We start from the raw sequence: 14,589 nt of genomic DNA, 5'->3' as shown, positions 1-14,589 counted from the left end.
CATGGCTCGGAAGAGAATATGGATGTTAGAGGGTGTTCGAACTGTTTAAACTGCTAGGCAACAAAAGACTTTTTGTTTTGCTGGTGGGCCTTGTTACATTTATCGCGTTAATGGGCTTTACGCTCAGTCCGCGAACCACTCTATCCTGGCCGGAGAAATTCCTGAAGGATTCAGTTGGATTTGTACAATACGTATTTTACAAGCCCGCTTCCTATGTAGCGGGCTTTTTCAAAGATGTAGCGAACATGCGTACGGTATATGAAGAGAATGAAGAGCTCCGCATCGCGATGGGTCACTATACCCGGGATCGACTGAAGTACAATGATATGGAGCAAGTGAATGAGCAGCTTCAGAAAGCGCTCAATTTCACAGAAGAACAGAAGAATCGCTATAATTACGGTTCACGAATTGCTCAGGTTATCAGTGCCAATTCGGATCCAAACAGCAGAACCATTAACATTGATATCGGTGAAAATGCGGGAATCAAGCCGGGGATGGCCGTTACCTCCCAGGAAGGGCTGGTCGGCGTGATCAGTCATGTCAGCTCATATACATCAACGGTTAATCTGTTAACGTCCATGGACGCCAATGATCCAACATCCAATGCCATTGCAGCAACGGCAGTAGGTAAGGAGAAAGTATTTGGTATGATTGAGAGTTATGATCCGAAGACGGGCATGCTCAAAATGACCAAGATCTCGGAGGATTCTAATATCAAAGAGGATGATGAGATTATCTCCTCCGGAATTATTAACAATTTTCCGAAGTACATGCGGATTGGTGAAGTGGAAAAGGTTGAAGTTGGGGAGTACGGTTTAACGCGAACTGCGATTATCAAACCATACGCAAGTTTCCTTGACTGGAAAGAGCTGATTGTCATTATCCCGCCTGAGGTAAAAGAATAATGGTAACACGTAAGCAAGTTTTGTTCCTGTTACTATTCCTTTTGTTCATTGCGGAAGGCACAATTTTGCCGCTGCTCATCCCTTCTGGCTGGCAGATGCGTATTTCTGCCAATCTGGTCTATATCGTAATTTTGTTTATCGCTGTATATCATCATCGTCACACGGCACTAGTACTCGGTATATTTTTTGGACTATTGCATGACGTTGTATTCTACGGCGAGATGATTGGACCTTATGGATTCTCCATGGGATTATCGGCATATATGATGGGACTCATTTTTCAAGCACCACGTGCACCACTGCCGGTTATGGTATCGGTTGTCATTTTGGGAAGTCTGCTTAATGACACCATGCTATTTTTCCTGTACAAGCTCTTCCAACTTAACCACGTGACCTTTGACTGGGCGTTGATTGAATACATGATTCCTAATTTGTTCATTCATTTTGTGTTTGCCTTGATCATTTATGTCCCGCTTCGGAAACAACTGGAGCGGATCGGCAAGAGACGGAGCAAGACAGAAGAAGCTTCCTAAATACATTTATGGAGCGCAAAGCAGGAACTTGGGGCCCCGGGCACGAAATGTAATGAGATGGGAGGGACAGGCTTATGACGGTAAAATCGAATCACGTAACGATTAAAGGCATCCGAGACGGCCTGGTTTTCCTGTTGGACGATCAATGTGAATTCGAGGAATTGCTCTATGAGCTCCGCTATAAGCTGGAACACAGCCATCAAAATATTTTGACCGGACCGATTGTTCATGTGGATATCAAGTTGGGTGCCCGCGAAGTGACAGAGGACCAGAAAGAAGCAATCCTCGATATATTGAAGCAAAAAGGGAATTTGCTTATTCGATCCATCGACTCACCTGCACTCCAACCGGAGGTTAAAGGACCACCGCCGATTGTAACCATGTGTGGTATGGTGCGTTCAGGTCAGGTGCTTCATCATGAAGGAAATCTCCTGTTTCTTGGGGATATCAATCCGGGGGGCACAGTGACGTGTACCGGAGATATATATGTGTTGGGTTCACTCAGAGGTATGGCTCATGCCGGAATTGGCGGGGACGAGGAAGCGATCATTGCCGCTTCGGTATTTGCACCGACGCAGCTACGGATTGCGGATATCATCAGTCGTCCTCCCGATGAATGGGAGAGCCGAGAGACCGGAATGGAATTTGCTTACTTACAGGACAATCAGATGCAGATAGACAAAATGAGCAATATCGTTCGGTTACGCCGAGATTTTAATGTGTTTAAAGGAGTGTAGCTCATGGGAGAGGCGATCGTGATCACTTCGGGTAAAGGCGGCGTGGGTAAAACAACCACCTCGGCAAACATCGGGACAGCGCTGGCGCTGCTCGGCAAAAAGGTTTGTCTGGTAGATACCGATATCGGCCTTCGTAATTTGGATGTCGTGATGGGACTCGAAAACCGTATTATTTACGATCTGTGCGACGTTGCGGACGGCCGCTGCCGTCTGAATCAGGCTTTGGTCAAAGACAAGCGTTTCGAAGAATTATACATGTTGCCTGCGGCGCAGACGAGAGACAAAAACTCAGTGTCGCCAGAACAGGTCAGGGATATTATCCTTGAATTGAAAAAAGATTTTGAATACGTCATTATTGATTGCCCAGCCGGCATAGAGCAGGGTTTCAAAAATGCGGTAGCAGGAGCAGATCAGGCCATCGTGGTCACTACACCGGAAAATGCTGCAGTGCGTGATGCGGATCGTGTCATCGGCCTGCTGGAGAGTTCGCACATTCAATCACCAAAGCTGGTGGTGAATCGAATTCGCAATAATATGGTTAAATCGGGTGACATGTTAGATATCGATGGTATTTTACAAGTACTTAATATTGACCTGATTGGCATCGTGCCTGATGATGAACTGGTCATCAAAGCGGCCAATTCAGGAGAACCTACGGTCATGAATCCGGATTCACTTGCGGCAATTGCGTATCGCAACATTGCACGACGCATTCTGGGAGATACGGTCCCATTGATGCAGCTGGAGCAGAAAAAGGGTGCTTTTACTCGTTTCAAAAAGTTCCTCGGAATGGGTTAACTCATTTAAATGGACTTATTCATTATCTGATTACATGACAGCCGTGGCTTATAGCCCGGCTTTTTTTGTTACCTGCGGGCAGGCTTGTTCATATTATCGACCACCTCTTCATAGGATGTAGTAAACAAGCCTCGGCGGGAGGACATTCCATGAACACGAAACTCAGAATCAAGCAGAGACGAGAAGAACGCATTCGGCGACTGATGGATGGTGCCACTGTGGAGGTCTTACAGGAGCAGAAATTAGGTTCACTGTTGGACAAGAATGAGATCATACACCCAAAACCATTTACGCCGCCTAGTGAGGGGACACAGGAAAGAGATCCGGAATGGTTGTGGAAAAAAGAGAATGGTCATTTCGTTCCAGGGGGGCATTCGAGATTTAACCTGTTCAAGTCACTTCTCAAACGGACGGTTATTAGCGCTTTGATATTTGGCGGAGTATGGGGTCTATTTCAGTTGGATACATCGTGGACGACATCACCCAAAACAGTAATTGCGGATGCACTCCATCGGGATATGGATTTTGCCTCAGCAGCGGCTTGGTATGAACGGCATTTTGGAGGAACGCCTTCGTTTCTTCCGGTCCTCGGACATACGACGGATGCTGTGAACGGATTGAAAGTAAGGCAGTTGCTGGGCAAACCGATCTCAGGCACGGTGGTTCAGCCATTTGCGCTGAGCATGAAGGGAATTGAGATCGTTCCGGATGCCGCAGGTGCAGAACTTATACAGGTCGCAAGTTCTGATGCTGGGCGTGTAATGGAGGTTATCGGAGATGCAGCAAGTGGATTCACAGTTGTCATCCAACATACAGGCAATGTCACGGCAATATACGGTCGGCTGAACGAAAGTGAAGTGAGCGTGAATGATTGGGTGGAAGCGGGGAATCCAGTGGGTAGTCTCAAGGCTACGGGTGGTGAACAACCGGCCACGCTCTATTTTGCAGTCAAAGAGGGGGAGGAGTACGTAGACCCGGCGGAAGTTGTTGCCCTTGATTAGGGTGTGGGGAGTCCGTATTACGTTTCATCCGTTTTTTGTAATTATCATGATGGCCTCCCTTCTGACTGGACATTTTATTGAACTTATTACGTTGTTTGCTATCGTATTCATTCATGAATGTGGACATGCTGCGGCAGCGGCACTTCTGGGCTATCGTGTCTTGTCGATCCAGATGCTTCCTTTTGGAGGAGTTGCGGTTATCGAAGATGGAGGTACGATCACGGCCTACCGGGAAATCATGATTGCTCTGGCTGGTCCATTACAAAACATCCTGATGGTTGGCGTGGTTATGCTGTTGCAGTATGGCAATCTGGGCGATCCGGTATTTCTCAACTATATCATTCAGGGGAACCTGCTCATTGCCCTATTTAATCTGCTGCCTGTACTTCCTCTGGACGGAGGTAAAGTTGTTCAGGCACTTGTCAGTCTGTGGGCACCTTACTATACAACATTAATGTGGACTTACAGAATTAGCATTCTGTGTAGCGTAGGGGTTATTTTATATGCTATCAGCCGATGGTTTACTGGAGACTACGGCCTACCGCTCAACATTCTGTTAATCGGCCTTTTTTTGTTCTATTCCAACGTAACGGATTACCGAAATGTGCCCTATCGCTTTATTCGTTTTCTGATGAATCGAGAGGGTGCGTTTGCTCGTCACGCGGCTACTGGCAGTTTGGCGCAGCCAATAATCTCATTCCCGGCGAAACCTTTGGACACTATTTTGCGTCTATTAAAGAGAGAAAGATACCATATGGTATATGTGATGAACAGACAGGGTCGAATTATGGCCGTCTTGCCTGAGCAACGGATTATCGGTTCCTATTTTCAACAAAATGGTAATAAATTGTAGTGTTCTGGTGGACCTGTTCTGAAATGGGTTAATATATGTACAATGAGAATTGAAAAGATACTGAAATGGATGTGGATGATTTGAATTGTCTTCTAGAGGTGAAGCCATGAAACAAATGATAGTACATAATGAACATAACCTCATGCAAATGGCGCTTCTGGAAGAAGGCAAAGCTGTGGAATTTACGGCAGAGCGTACACGCGATCGTGGACTGCTGGGTTCCTTTTTCAAGGGACGGGTCGTGAATGTGTTACCAGGTATGCAGGCTGCTTTTGTGGATATTGGTCAGAAAAAGAATGCGTTCCTCTATGTGGACGATGTGTTGCATCCCCATCTGGAGAAGCAGCCCAAGGTGAAGCCTTCCATCTCGGAGTTGCTTCGTCCGGGTCAGGAAGTCATTGTTCAGGTTCTGAAAGAACCGGTAGGAGGCAAGGGAGCCCGGGTGACGACTCATTATTCACTCCCGGGCCGTTGGCTTGTCTACATGCCTGTTGCTGACTATGTAGCGGTATCCAAGAAAATTGCCCGTGAAGGGGATCGTTCCCGTCTTAAGGCACTTGGGGAGCAACTGAGGCGGGATGAAGAAGGACTTATTATTCGGACCGTATCTGGAGAAGAGCAGCATGAAGCCATTAAGTCGGACTTGGAAACATTACGCGCGCAGTGGTATCTGATTCGTGAAAAAGCGGACAGTTTGCCTTCACCAAGCCTCTTGCATCGGGATCATAGCATGGTACAGCGAATCATCAGAGATGTGTATACGCCAGGGAGTGACGAAGTCATCACTGATAGTGAAGGACAAGCCCGTGAAGTAAAAGCATTGCTCGAAGAGATTAGTCCTGGTCATCAACCTAAAGTACAGGTGTATCGGGGAACAGAATCCATCTTTGCTGCCTATGGTGTGCAGGAACAGTTGAATAAGGATTTTGCCCGGAAAGTGTGGTTGCCCGGAGGCGGATACATTGTTATTGATCATACTGAAGCTCTGACTGTAGTGGATGTGAACACAGGCAAATATACGGGAGCTGGCGGTGACAGTCTGGAAGAGACCGTGACAGAGACCAACATACAGGCAGCAGTGGAGATCGCTCGTCTGATGCGCCTGCGGGATATCGGTGGCATGATTATTGTCGACTTCATTGATATGGAGGAAGCCTCGAATCGGCATGAAGTCGCGGCAACCTTGGAGGGTGAGCTCAAGAAGGATCGGACCAAAGCGTTTGTAATGGGTTGGACCAAGCTTGGATTGCTCGAACTTACCCGTAAGAAAGTGCGGGAAGAGAGTACGTTGCCCTATGTGGAGCCGTGTTCTTCCTGTCATGGTACGGGAAAAAGATATATTTCACCATTGCATTGATTTTTGATATATTGCGTGATATAATCTTCAAGTATGTGTTTAGCCTAATGGTCTTGCACATGCTGTAACCGCACTGGCCGGGTATAAGAACAGTTCCGCAAGGACACTGTCACCTGAGAACGGGCGAGTCTGAGACATGAGGAGGTGCAAGGCAAATGTACGCAATTATTGAAACAGGCGGCAAACAGTACAAAGTCCAAGAGGGCGATGTTCTGTTCATCGAGAAATTGACTGCGAACGATGGCGAAAGCGTAACGTTCGACCGTGTCCTGGCTGTATCTAACGATCAAGGTTTGACAGCAGGTACACCATTGATTTCTGGAGCTACTGTAACGGCTAAAGTGGAGAAACATGGCAAAGGACAAAAGGTTATCGTATACAAATACAAACCTAAAAAGAACTACCATGTGAAGCAAGGTCACCGTCAACCGTACACTAAAGTAACTATCGAAACAATCAAAGCGTAAAGAAGGTGCGATAAGTGATTATCGTTCAAATCTTTCGTGATGAGGACGGGAACATCGAACGTTTTTCCATTGAAGGGCATGCTAATTTTGCCAAGCGGGGAGAAGACATCGTATGTGCCGGGGTATCCGCTGTTACAGTGGGTACGGTGAACTCGATTGAAACATTGACCGGTGTCGAAATGGATGCCAAGATGAAGAATGGCTTTTTAAGCGGTTCTTTACCTTTGTTAGAGAGAGGGGAAACCTGGTCCCAGGTACAATTGTTACTCGAATCCATGGTGGTTATGCTCTCTAATATTGCAGAGTCATACGGGAAGTATATTAAAATACAGCAATTCAAATAAGCAAAGAAGGAGGACAACCAATCATGTTGAAATTAAATCTTCAGTTATTCGCATCGAAAAAAGGTGTAGGTTCCACGAAGAACGGACGTGACAGTAATGCTCAACGTCTGGGTGTTAAACGTGCTGATGGTCAAACTGTAACTGGTGGTAGCATTCTCGTTCGCCAACGCGGAACGAAAATTCACCCAGGAACTAACGTTGGCATCGGTAAAGATGACACTTTGTTCGCGAAAATCGACGGCGTTGTAAAATTCGAACGTTGGGGACGCGATCGCAAAAAAGTAAGCATCTACCCTGTTAATGTTGCTCCTGTAGCAGCAGCAGTAGAAGCGTAATATCGGCATTCCGCCTAAGGAGCCTTCGGCATTTTTGCCGAAGGTTTTTTGTATTCAACGGTTATTCGATAATGAACTGGCAGAAGAGACATGTTATACTTGGTTACGGTGGGTGTAGACCAACCGAGTTTTGTAGAACGGGGAGAAGCCATGAAATCTTGGAAAAGAGTGCCGTGGATTGCGGCATGTTCACTTCTGATTCCTTTGGTTTTCGTTATGTTGTATCCGGCGATGATCTCAAGCGTCGTGTGCGCATTGTGGTCCGTCGCAGTATTGCTCATTTCTGTGAATGCGATGAAGAAACAGGCGGAGGCGGAACGCAGAGCCATCATACAATCCATGGAAAAAACAGCAATTGCTTCATTAAATCATCATCGACACGACTGGATGAACGACCTTCAGGTGTTATATGGATATCTTCGACTGGGCAAACTTGATAAATCCTTGCAATGTGTGGAAAGAATAAAAGAGCGGGTTACAGAAGAAAGCCGAATCTCCAGATTAGGTATTCCTTCCCTCGTATTTTATCTTCAGTCTTTTCGTGCCAGTGGAATTGCGCTGGACTTGCATGTGGAAATAGAAGATGAGTTGCAGCTTAGTGCTCTGGTCTCTCCCGAGGATGGCGAGTCACTTACCGGGGCGATTGCTGATGCAATCAGGGCCTATCAATATGGCGGAGGCCGGTCTTCTTGGGGAGAGGTTCGCAAACTGACCTTAAACTTCGGACAGGATCATGGAGATGTGGTTGTCCGACTGGATGGGGATCAAACACCCGATCCGGAAACACTGCGGCAGCTTACTGCCGTACTCAAAGGAAAAAAAGTCAGAACGGAGCAGTTTCCGTCTGAGGATACGTTTATACAATTCAGAATGCCGTGTGGAATATAGGAAGAAGGGGTTAACCAATGTTTGTAGATAAAGCGAAGATTTATGTAAAAGCCGGAGATGGAGGGGACGGAATTATTTCGTTCCGTCGTGAGAAGTATGTACCAAACGGCGGACCTGCCGGGGGCGATGGAGGCAGAGGAGCTGACATCATTTTCCGCGTGGATGAAGGTTTGCGTACGTTGATGGATTTTCGTTACCAGCGTCACTTTAAGGCCCCACGTGGTGAGAAGGGACGTAACAAAAGTCAGCATGGTGCAAACGCGGAGAACATGATTGTGCGCATTCCACCAGGAACTATCATCTTGGATGAAGACAGTGGAGAAGTACTGGCGGATATGACACGTCACGGTCAACAGGTTGTTATTGCTCGTGGTGGTCGGGGCGGACGAGGGAACATCCGATTTGCTACACCGAACAATCCTGCACCTGAACTTGCTGAGAACGGTGAAGAAGGACAAGAGCGATACATCGTACTCGAACTGAAAGTTATGGCAGATGTTGGTCTGGTTGGTTTCCCGAGTGTCGGGAAATCCACATTGCTTTCTGTCGTTTCGTCAGCCAAGCCAAAGATCGGGGCATACCATTTCACAACCATTACACCGAATCTGGGTGTAGTCGGTGTAGGAGAAGGCCGAAGCTTTGTCATGGCTGATCTGCCTGGACTGATTGAAGGTGCGCATGAAGGAGTCGGACTGGGACATGAGTTCCTGCGTCATGTCGAGCGTACTCGTATTATTGTTCATGTCGTAGATATGTCGGGTTCGGAAGGACGCGATCCTTTTGAAGACTGGCAGAAAATCAATGACGAATTGAAGTTGTACAATCCGCTCCTCGCCGAGAGAACGCAAGTTGTAGCAGCTAACAAGATGGATATGCCAGACTCTGAAGCGAACCTGGAGCAATTTTTACAGCAAGTTCGTGAAGTGCAACCTGATATTGAAGTGATGCCAATTTCATCCTTGACTCGTAAAGGGATTCAAGAACTTCTGTATCGTGCAGCTGATCTGCTGGATCAGGCTCCAGACGAGCGAGTGGTTGAAGAGGTAGCAGATGTATCTGAACGTAAAGTATACAGTCTGGACAAAAAAGAAGACGATGGTTTCAAAATTGTGCGTGAGAACGAAATGTTCGTTGTCGAAAGTGCCAAGATTGACCGCATGATGAAACGGATGCAACTGAACTCGCACGAGGCTATACTGAAACTCGCACGTACACTGCGTTATATGGGTGTGGATGCTGAGTTGCGTAAGCGCGGAGCTGTAGAAGGCACCATCGTTCGTATTGGAGACTTTGAATTCGAATTCGTGGAAGGTAGCAGTTACTACTAAGTAGCCGTCTTCCGTGGAGAGACAGATTGATATAGGAACGCAGAGAAGTGGGAAGTTGACCCGCAACTCTGCGTTTTTTTTGTTTTTTCCTGACATGGGAGAGGGATAAACTTGTATACTGTGAGGAACGTATTTCAAAAAATAGGCGTGTCATGTATTGCCCTTTTGTTATAGATCCTATATAATGTCCACTATATGAATACATGAGTCTTTGAGGAGAGGACGTTCTGTGAACGAACGCTATTACTTAGTACGGGAAGATATTTTACCAGAGGCAGTGGTGAAGACCATGCAGGTAAAAGAACTACTGGCTTCTGGGGATGTTAAAACAGTGCATGAGGCGGTTGAACAGGTCGGATTAAGCCGGAGTGCCTTTTACAAGTACAAGGATGGGATTCATCTGATCAACCAGCTTGAGCGCGAGAGAATTGTAACGATCTCCATTGATCTGGAGCATCAGTCGGGGATCTTGTCTCGTGTGCTTGGACATGTAGCTGGTTATGGAGCTAACGTACTCACGATTAATCAGAGTATCCCGCTTCAAGGAAGAGCCAATGTTGTCATTTCGGTGGAAACGACACATCTTCATGGCGAAATTGGTGAAATGCTGGATCGAATGCAAGATATGCCTGGAGTAAGACGTACACGTATTGTAGGCCAAGGGTAATTAGGCTTTAACATACAGGACTGACGGACAAGAATAGACATTAGGGGGTAGATCGTTAGTGAAACCGGTAAAAGTCGGATTGTTGGGTCTGGGAACTGTCGGAACGGGAGTCGTTCGCATTGTGGAAGGGAATCAGGAGGATCTGAGCAGTCAGGTTGGATCGCCGATTGTCATCGAGAAGATCGCAGTGAAAAATACAGAGAAAGAACGTGTTATTGCTGTAGACCGTGCCAAGCTTACGGAAGATCCTTGGGAAGTCATTCGTCATCCGGATATTGATGTCATCGTTGAAGTTATGGGCGGCATTGATCAGACGAAGGAGTATATTCTTGAAGCGTTGGAACGTGGGAAACATATCGTAACAGCAAACAAAGATCTCATGGCACTACATGGTACAGAGATTTTGGCGAAGGCACAGGAAAAACAATGTGACGTGTTCTATGAGGCGAGTGTTGCTGGAGGGATTCCGATCATTCGTACGCTGATTGAAGGTTTCTCTTCTGATCGGATTACCCGCATTATGGGGATTGTGAACGGAACAACGAACTTTATTCTGACCAAAATGAGTCAGGAAGGTGCATCCTATGAAGAAGTGCTGGCTGAAGCACAGGCTCTGGGATACGCCGAATCCGATCCAACTTCCGATGTGGAGGGACTTGACGCAGCTCGCAAAATGGCGATATTGAGTACACTCGGTTTCCGCACCAATGTGGAGTTGAAGGATGTAACCGTTAAAGGAATATCCTCCGTAACTCGTGAAGACATTATGTATGCCAAAAGATTGGGCTATGAGATGAAGTTACTTGGTATTGCGGACCGTATTGGCGATGAGATCACGATCAGCGTTCAGCCGACAATGGTTAGACAGAATCACCCGATTGCTTCAGTCAACGGTGTGTTCAACGCAGTATATGTACACGGTGAAGCTGTAGGGGAGACGATGTTCTACGGTGCGGGTGCGGGAGAACTCCCAACGGCAACTTCGGTTGTAGCTGACATTGTGGCGGTTACCAAAAACCTTAAACTTGGCGTGAACGGTCTCAAAGCAATTGTGCCTTATAAGATTAAGCGACTACAAAGCGACGAGCAAATCGTGTCGAAAAACTTTATTTTACTACACGTAGACGACAAAGCCGGTGTATTGGCACAAATCACACAAATTTTCGCAGAATATGATGTCAGTCTGGCGTCGGTTGTTCAACAGCCGAATGAGCACAACCCGGATGCCGAGATCATTATCGTTACACATAATGCAAGTAAGGCAAGCATGGATAAAGTGTTAAAACATTTTGAATCACTCAGCGTCATTCGCCGCATTAAGAGTGTCTACCGGGTCGAAGGATAATTGTCCTTATCCCATACGGCATCTCAATTATTTCAGTTATAACGTACAAGTTAATCATATCCGGTTCAACAGGTCATCATTTCAGATTATTAAAACATAAAGGAGTTTACCCACAATGAGATATCAAGGACTTTTGCAAACGTACAGAGAGCACCTTCCAGTTAATGAAAATACACCCCTGCTTACACTTCAGGAAGGAAATACACCGTTGATTCATGCAGAGAATCTGTCTGAGGAGCTAGGTTTGAATGTTTACTTCAAATACGAAGGTTTGAACCCTACGGGATCTTTCAAAGACCGCGGTATGGTTATGGCTGTTGCCAAAGCTATGGAAGAGGGCAGTCGTACGATCATGTGTGCATCCACAGGTAATACGTCAGCAGCAGCAGCGGCCTACGCCGCACGTGGTGGCCTCAATTGTATCGTACTGATTCCGAATAACAACATTGCACTGGGTAAACTAGCCCAAGCCATGATCTATGGAGCCAAAGTGATTGCGATCAATGGTAACTTTGACCGTGCACTGGAGATTGTGCGTGAGATCACAGCCAAACATCCGATCACGCTTGTAAACTCTGTGAATCCGTTCCGGATTGAAGGACAGAAGACAGCGGCGTTTGAAGTGATTGAACAACTTGGCGAAGCGCCTGACGTTCTGGCTATTCCAGTCGGTAATGCGGGTAATATCTCGGCTTATTGGAAAGGTTTCAAAGAATATAAAGAGGCAGGAAAGTCCAGTACACTGCCACGTATGGTTGGTTTCGAAGCTGAAGGTGCGATGGCCATTGTCAAAGGTGAGCCGATCCTTGAACCTGAAACGGTAGCAACAGCAATTCGAATCGGTAATCCTGCGAGCTGGAAAACGGCGGTAGCTGCAGCTGAGGAATCTGGTGGACAGATCAATTATGTAACGGATGAACAAATCCTGACAGCGTATCGTACACTTGCTTCTCGGGAAGGAATTTTTGCTGAACCTGCTTCTGCGGCTTCCCTTGCCGGTGTATACAAACTGAAGAGTGAAGGGTACTTTAAAGGCGGAGAGACTGTAGTTTGTGTACTGACAGGTAATGGCCTGAAAGATCCTAATATTGCGATCAAAACAGTAGCGACTGAGCCACTTGTTGTTGAAGATACGGAAGAAGCGGTAATGGCAGCTATTGCACAACTGGAGCAGCAATCTGTATGAGTTTGCGTGAAAAGGTAACCGTAAAAATACCTGCAAGCACAGCCAATCTCGGTCCGGGGTTTGATACCCTGGGCATGGCATTGTCTTTGTATGCCTGGTTGGAAATGAAACCTGCCGAGCAGACGTCATTTCATCTTCACGGCAATCATTTGACAGGTCTGCCAACAGATAAATCGAATTTGGTTTACGAAGTTGCACAGATGGTATTCAATGAAGCTGGGGTATCCATCCCTGAATTGGAGATTTCCATGTATTCCGATATTCCGCTTACGCGGGGACTTGGGAGCAGTGCATCAGCCATCGTTGGTGCATTGGCAGCAGCGAATGCATTAATTGGTGCTCCTTTATCTGATGCCAAGCTTCTGGATATGGCCACATCCCTCGAGAAACATCCTGATAATGTGGGAGCATCTCTGTATGGCGGTATTATTACGGCTGCATGGAATGGTCAACAGGTAGATCATATACGTATTGAACCACACCAGGATATGCAGGCTTTGGTTATTGTACCTGAATTCCAGCTGTCTACTTCAAAAGCAAGGAATGTAATTCCAGAGCAATTTGGCATGTCTGATGTGGTGCATAACATTAGCAGATCTTCACTGCTCGTTGCCGCTTTGGCGAGTGGACGACTGGATATGATTCAGAAGGCGATGTCAGATCGAATTCACCAACCATATCGGGCATCATTGGTGCCAGGCATGGCTGAAATATTGGAACATGCTGTTGATCATGGAGCGTTGGGAGCTGCCCTGAGCGGAGCTGGCCCGACCGTATTGACTTTGGTAGATCGTCATGACACCCGGAAAGCGGGATTGGAACAATATTTGCTGGACACTATGGAGCGGGAGGGCATATCTGCTTCTGCACTGTGGCTCGATCCGGATTTGGACGGTGTAACCGTGCTGCCTGATCAAGACGAACGTCCTTTTCTGGACAGAATCAAAGGGGAAGTTAATGCATGAAACGAATTGCAGTATTACCTGAAGGCTCAGTCTCTCATGAGGCAATTGATTTCCTTTTCAACGGGGAACCATTAGATTTGCTTCATTCCAAGCTGATTTCGGATGTGTTTAGAGCAACGGATAGCGGGAATGCACAATACAGCGTCATTCCGATTGAAAATACCATTGAGGGTTCCGTTAGTCTTCATATGGACTGGCTTGTAAATGAAGTGGACATTCCGATGCAAGCGGAGTGGGTATACCCATCCATCCAGAATGTCATTGGACATGGCTCGGAATTTAAGACGGAGAGCGGCGAGTATGATTTTAGTAAAATTACCAAGATCATGTCTCACCCTGTGGCTATTCCGCAGTGTCAGAATTTTATTCGGCTGCATTCACCCGGGGCCGATCTTGAAGGTGTGAACAGTACAGCCGAGGCTGTAGAAATTGTGAAAAAAAATCCAGGTAAGGGCTGGGTAGCGATTGGTACCAAGCTTGCTGCTCAGAAGCATGGTCTGGACATTATGGCTGAACGGGTTACAGATCATGACAACAACTACACCCGTTTTGTGCTCATCGGCCATGAACCTGTGAACATTCCACGTGAATCGGATCATGTAAAAACCAGCTTGCTGGTGACGTTGCCAGAAGATGCACCGGGTGCGTTGCATCAGGTACTGTCAGCTTTTGCTTGGCGGAAGCTGAACTTGACCCGTCTCGAATCTCGTCCAACGAAGAAACGATTGGGCAGTTACTATTTTTACATTGATGTTGTGGAAACGGTCGATTCGGTATTGCTTACCGCAGCCATGGCAGAGATTGAAGCGTTGAATTGTCAGGTGCGTGTTCTGGGTAGCTATCCTTGTTATACATATCCTTCGAGATAATTGACCTGATG

17 protein-coding genes and 1 other annotated feature are annotated in these 14,589 nt (G+C 46.7%); all 17 genes read left to right on the top strand.

Features of this window, described 5'->3' with window-relative positions; translation table 11 throughout:
• The first annotated feature begins 32 nt into the window (after positions 1 to 32).
• The 17 genes from mreC (at position 33) to pheA (ending at position 14,578) form a co-directional block, all read left to right on the top strand.
• Positions 33 to 905 (top strand): rod shape-determining protein MreC, encoded by an 873-nt coding sequence (mreC, locus tag MKY95_RS26520; protein WP_076253325.1) that lies wholly within the window; start codon positions 33 to 35, stop codon positions 903 to 905.
• Positions 905 to 1,438, top strand: coding sequence for a rod shape-determining protein MreD (gene mreD / locus MKY95_RS26515; RefSeq protein WP_036673543.1), 534 nt, complete (start codon positions 905 to 907; stop codon positions 1,436 to 1,438). The genes mreC and mreD overlap by 1 nt, the downstream gene beginning before the upstream one ends.
• A gap of 74 nt (positions 1,439 to 1,512) precedes the next feature.
• On the top strand, positions 1,513 to 2,175 hold the full coding sequence (minC, locus tag MKY95_RS26510; RefSeq protein ID WP_017692615.1) for a septum site-determining protein MinC: 663 nt from the start codon (positions 1,513 to 1,515) through the stop codon (positions 2,173 to 2,175).
• A 3-nt stretch (positions 2,176 to 2,178) separates the two neighbouring features.
• Positions 2,179 to 2,973 (top strand): septum site-determining protein MinD, encoded by a 795-nt coding sequence (gene minD, locus MKY95_RS26505; RefSeq protein WP_036605908.1) that lies wholly within the window; start codon positions 2,179 to 2,181, stop codon positions 2,971 to 2,973.
• A gap of 149 nt (positions 2,974 to 3,122) precedes the next feature.
• Positions 3,123 to 3,974, top strand: a complete 852-nt coding sequence (locus tag MKY95_RS26500) for a M23 family metallopeptidase (protein WP_076320302.1) — start codon at positions 3,123 to 3,125, stop codon at positions 3,972 to 3,974.
• The gene (locus MKY95_RS26495) at positions 3,967 to 4,827 is read left to right on the top strand and encodes a M50 family metallopeptidase (RefSeq protein ID WP_076320301.1); all 861 of its coding nucleotides are present in this window, start codon (positions 3,967 to 3,969) and stop codon (positions 4,825 to 4,827) included. Before MKY95_RS26500 ends, MKY95_RS26495 begins: the two co-directional genes overlap by 8 nt.
• A gap of 106 nt (positions 4,828 to 4,933) precedes the next feature.
• Positions 4,934 to 6,184 (top strand): Rne/Rng family ribonuclease, encoded by a 1,251-nt coding sequence (locus tag MKY95_RS26490; protein WP_036605911.1) that lies wholly within the window; start codon positions 4,934 to 4,936, stop codon positions 6,182 to 6,184.
• Between the two features lie 56 nt (positions 6,185 to 6,240).
• Positions 6,241 to 6,325: a sequence feature (ribosomal protein L21 leader region), on the top strand.
• Between the two features lie 14 nt (positions 6,326 to 6,339).
• The gene (rplU, locus tag MKY95_RS26485; protein ID WP_017692620.1) at positions 6,340 to 6,651 is read left to right on the top strand and encodes a 50S ribosomal protein L21; all 312 of its coding nucleotides are present in this window, start codon (positions 6,340 to 6,342) and stop codon (positions 6,649 to 6,651) included.
• Between the two features lie 14 nt (positions 6,652 to 6,665).
• Complete coding sequence (locus tag MKY95_RS26480) at positions 6,666 to 6,995, top strand: ribosomal-processing cysteine protease Prp (RefSeq protein WP_036605912.1); 330 nt, start codon at positions 6,666 to 6,668, stop codon at positions 6,993 to 6,995.
• Between the two features lie 23 nt (positions 6,996 to 7,018).
• Positions 7,019 to 7,330, top strand: coding sequence for a 50S ribosomal protein L27 (rpmA, locus tag MKY95_RS26475; protein ID WP_017692622.1), 312 nt, complete (start codon positions 7,019 to 7,021; stop codon positions 7,328 to 7,330).
• A 90-nt stretch (positions 7,331 to 7,420) separates the two neighbouring features.
• Positions 7,421 to 8,218: a Spo0B domain-containing protein gene (locus tag MKY95_RS26470; RefSeq protein ID WP_235193928.1), complete on the top strand. Its 798-nt coding sequence runs from the start codon at positions 7,421 to 7,423 to the stop codon at positions 8,216 to 8,218.
• 17 nt (positions 8,219 to 8,235) lie between these two features.
• Positions 8,236 to 9,546, top strand: coding sequence for a GTPase ObgE (obgE, locus tag MKY95_RS26465; protein ID WP_036673545.1), 1,311 nt, complete (start codon positions 8,236 to 8,238; stop codon positions 9,544 to 9,546).
• A 229-nt stretch (positions 9,547 to 9,775) separates the two neighbouring features.
• On the top strand, positions 9,776 to 10,213 hold the full coding sequence (locus tag MKY95_RS26460; protein WP_017692625.1) for an ACT domain-containing protein: 438 nt from the start codon (positions 9,776 to 9,778) through the stop codon (positions 10,211 to 10,213).
• A gap of 58 nt (positions 10,214 to 10,271) precedes the next feature.
• Positions 10,272 to 11,558, top strand: coding sequence for a homoserine dehydrogenase (locus tag MKY95_RS26455; protein WP_017692626.1), 1,287 nt, complete (start codon positions 10,272 to 10,274; stop codon positions 11,556 to 11,558).
• Between the two features lie 115 nt (positions 11,559 to 11,673).
• Positions 11,674 to 12,744 carry a threonine synthase gene (gene thrC / locus MKY95_RS26450; RefSeq protein WP_036673546.1) on the top strand — a complete coding sequence of 357 codons (1,071 nt, stop codon included), beginning with the start codon at positions 11,674 to 11,676 and terminating at the stop codon, positions 12,742 to 12,744.
• A complete protein-coding gene (gene thrB / locus MKY95_RS26445) occupies positions 12,741 to 13,709 on the top strand; it encodes a homoserine kinase (RefSeq protein WP_076320300.1) in 969 nt (322 codons plus the stop codon). The genes thrC and thrB overlap by 4 nt, the downstream gene beginning before the upstream one ends.
• Complete coding sequence (gene pheA / locus MKY95_RS26440; RefSeq protein WP_076320299.1) at positions 13,706 to 14,578, top strand: prephenate dehydratase; 873 nt, start codon at positions 13,706 to 13,708, stop codon at positions 14,576 to 14,578. Before thrB ends, pheA begins: the two co-directional genes overlap by 4 nt.
• Positions 14,579 to 14,589: the final 11 nt, after the last annotated feature.

This window comes from Paenibacillus sp. FSL P4-0176 (assembly GCF_037975265.1).
Taxonomy (GTDB): domain Bacteria; phylum Bacillota; class Bacilli; order Paenibacillales; family Paenibacillaceae; genus Paenibacillus; species Paenibacillus amylolyticus.
Note: the sequence above shows the minus strand (reverse complement) of the source record. Positions and strands in the feature narration are given on the sequence as shown.

Excerpts from the sequence above, each read along its gene's own strand:
- mreD (WP_036673543.1), top strand. The coding sequence starts at position 905 with ATGGTAACACGTAAGCAAGTTTTGTTCCTGTTACTATTCCTTTTGTTC.
- minC (WP_017692615.1), top strand. The coding sequence starts at position 1,513 with ATGACGGTAAAATCGAATCACGTAACGATTAAAGGCATCCGAGACGGC.
- minD (WP_036605908.1), top strand. The coding sequence starts at position 2,179 with ATGGGAGAGGCGATCGTGATCACTTCGGGTAAAGGCGGCGTGGGTAAA.
- MKY95_RS26500 (WP_076320302.1), top strand. The coding sequence starts at position 3,123 with ATGAACACGAAACTCAGAATCAAGCAGAGACGAGAAGAACGCATTCGG.
- MKY95_RS26490 (WP_036605911.1), top strand. The coding sequence starts at position 4,934 with ATGAAACAAATGATAGTACATAATGAACATAACCTCATGCAAATGGCG.
- rplU (WP_017692620.1), top strand. The coding sequence starts at position 6,340 with ATGTACGCAATTATTGAAACAGGCGGCAAACAGTACAAAGTCCAAGAG.
- rpmA (WP_017692622.1), top strand. The coding sequence starts at position 7,019 with ATGTTGAAATTAAATCTTCAGTTATTCGCATCGAAAAAAGGTGTAGGT.
- MKY95_RS26470 (WP_235193928.1), top strand. The coding sequence starts at position 7,421 with ATGTTATACTTGGTTACGGTGGGTGTAGACCAACCGAGTTTTGTAGAA.
- obgE (WP_036673545.1), top strand. The coding sequence starts at position 8,236 with ATGTTTGTAGATAAAGCGAAGATTTATGTAAAAGCCGGAGATGGAGGG.
- thrC (WP_036673546.1), top strand. The coding sequence starts at position 11,674 with ATGAGATATCAAGGACTTTTGCAAACGTACAGAGAGCACCTTCCAGTT.
- thrB (WP_076320300.1), top strand. The coding sequence starts at position 12,741 with ATGAGTTTGCGTGAAAAGGTAACCGTAAAAATACCTGCAAGCACAGCC.
- pheA (WP_076320299.1), top strand. The coding sequence starts at position 13,706 with ATGAAACGAATTGCAGTATTACCTGAAGGCTCAGTCTCTCATGAGGCA.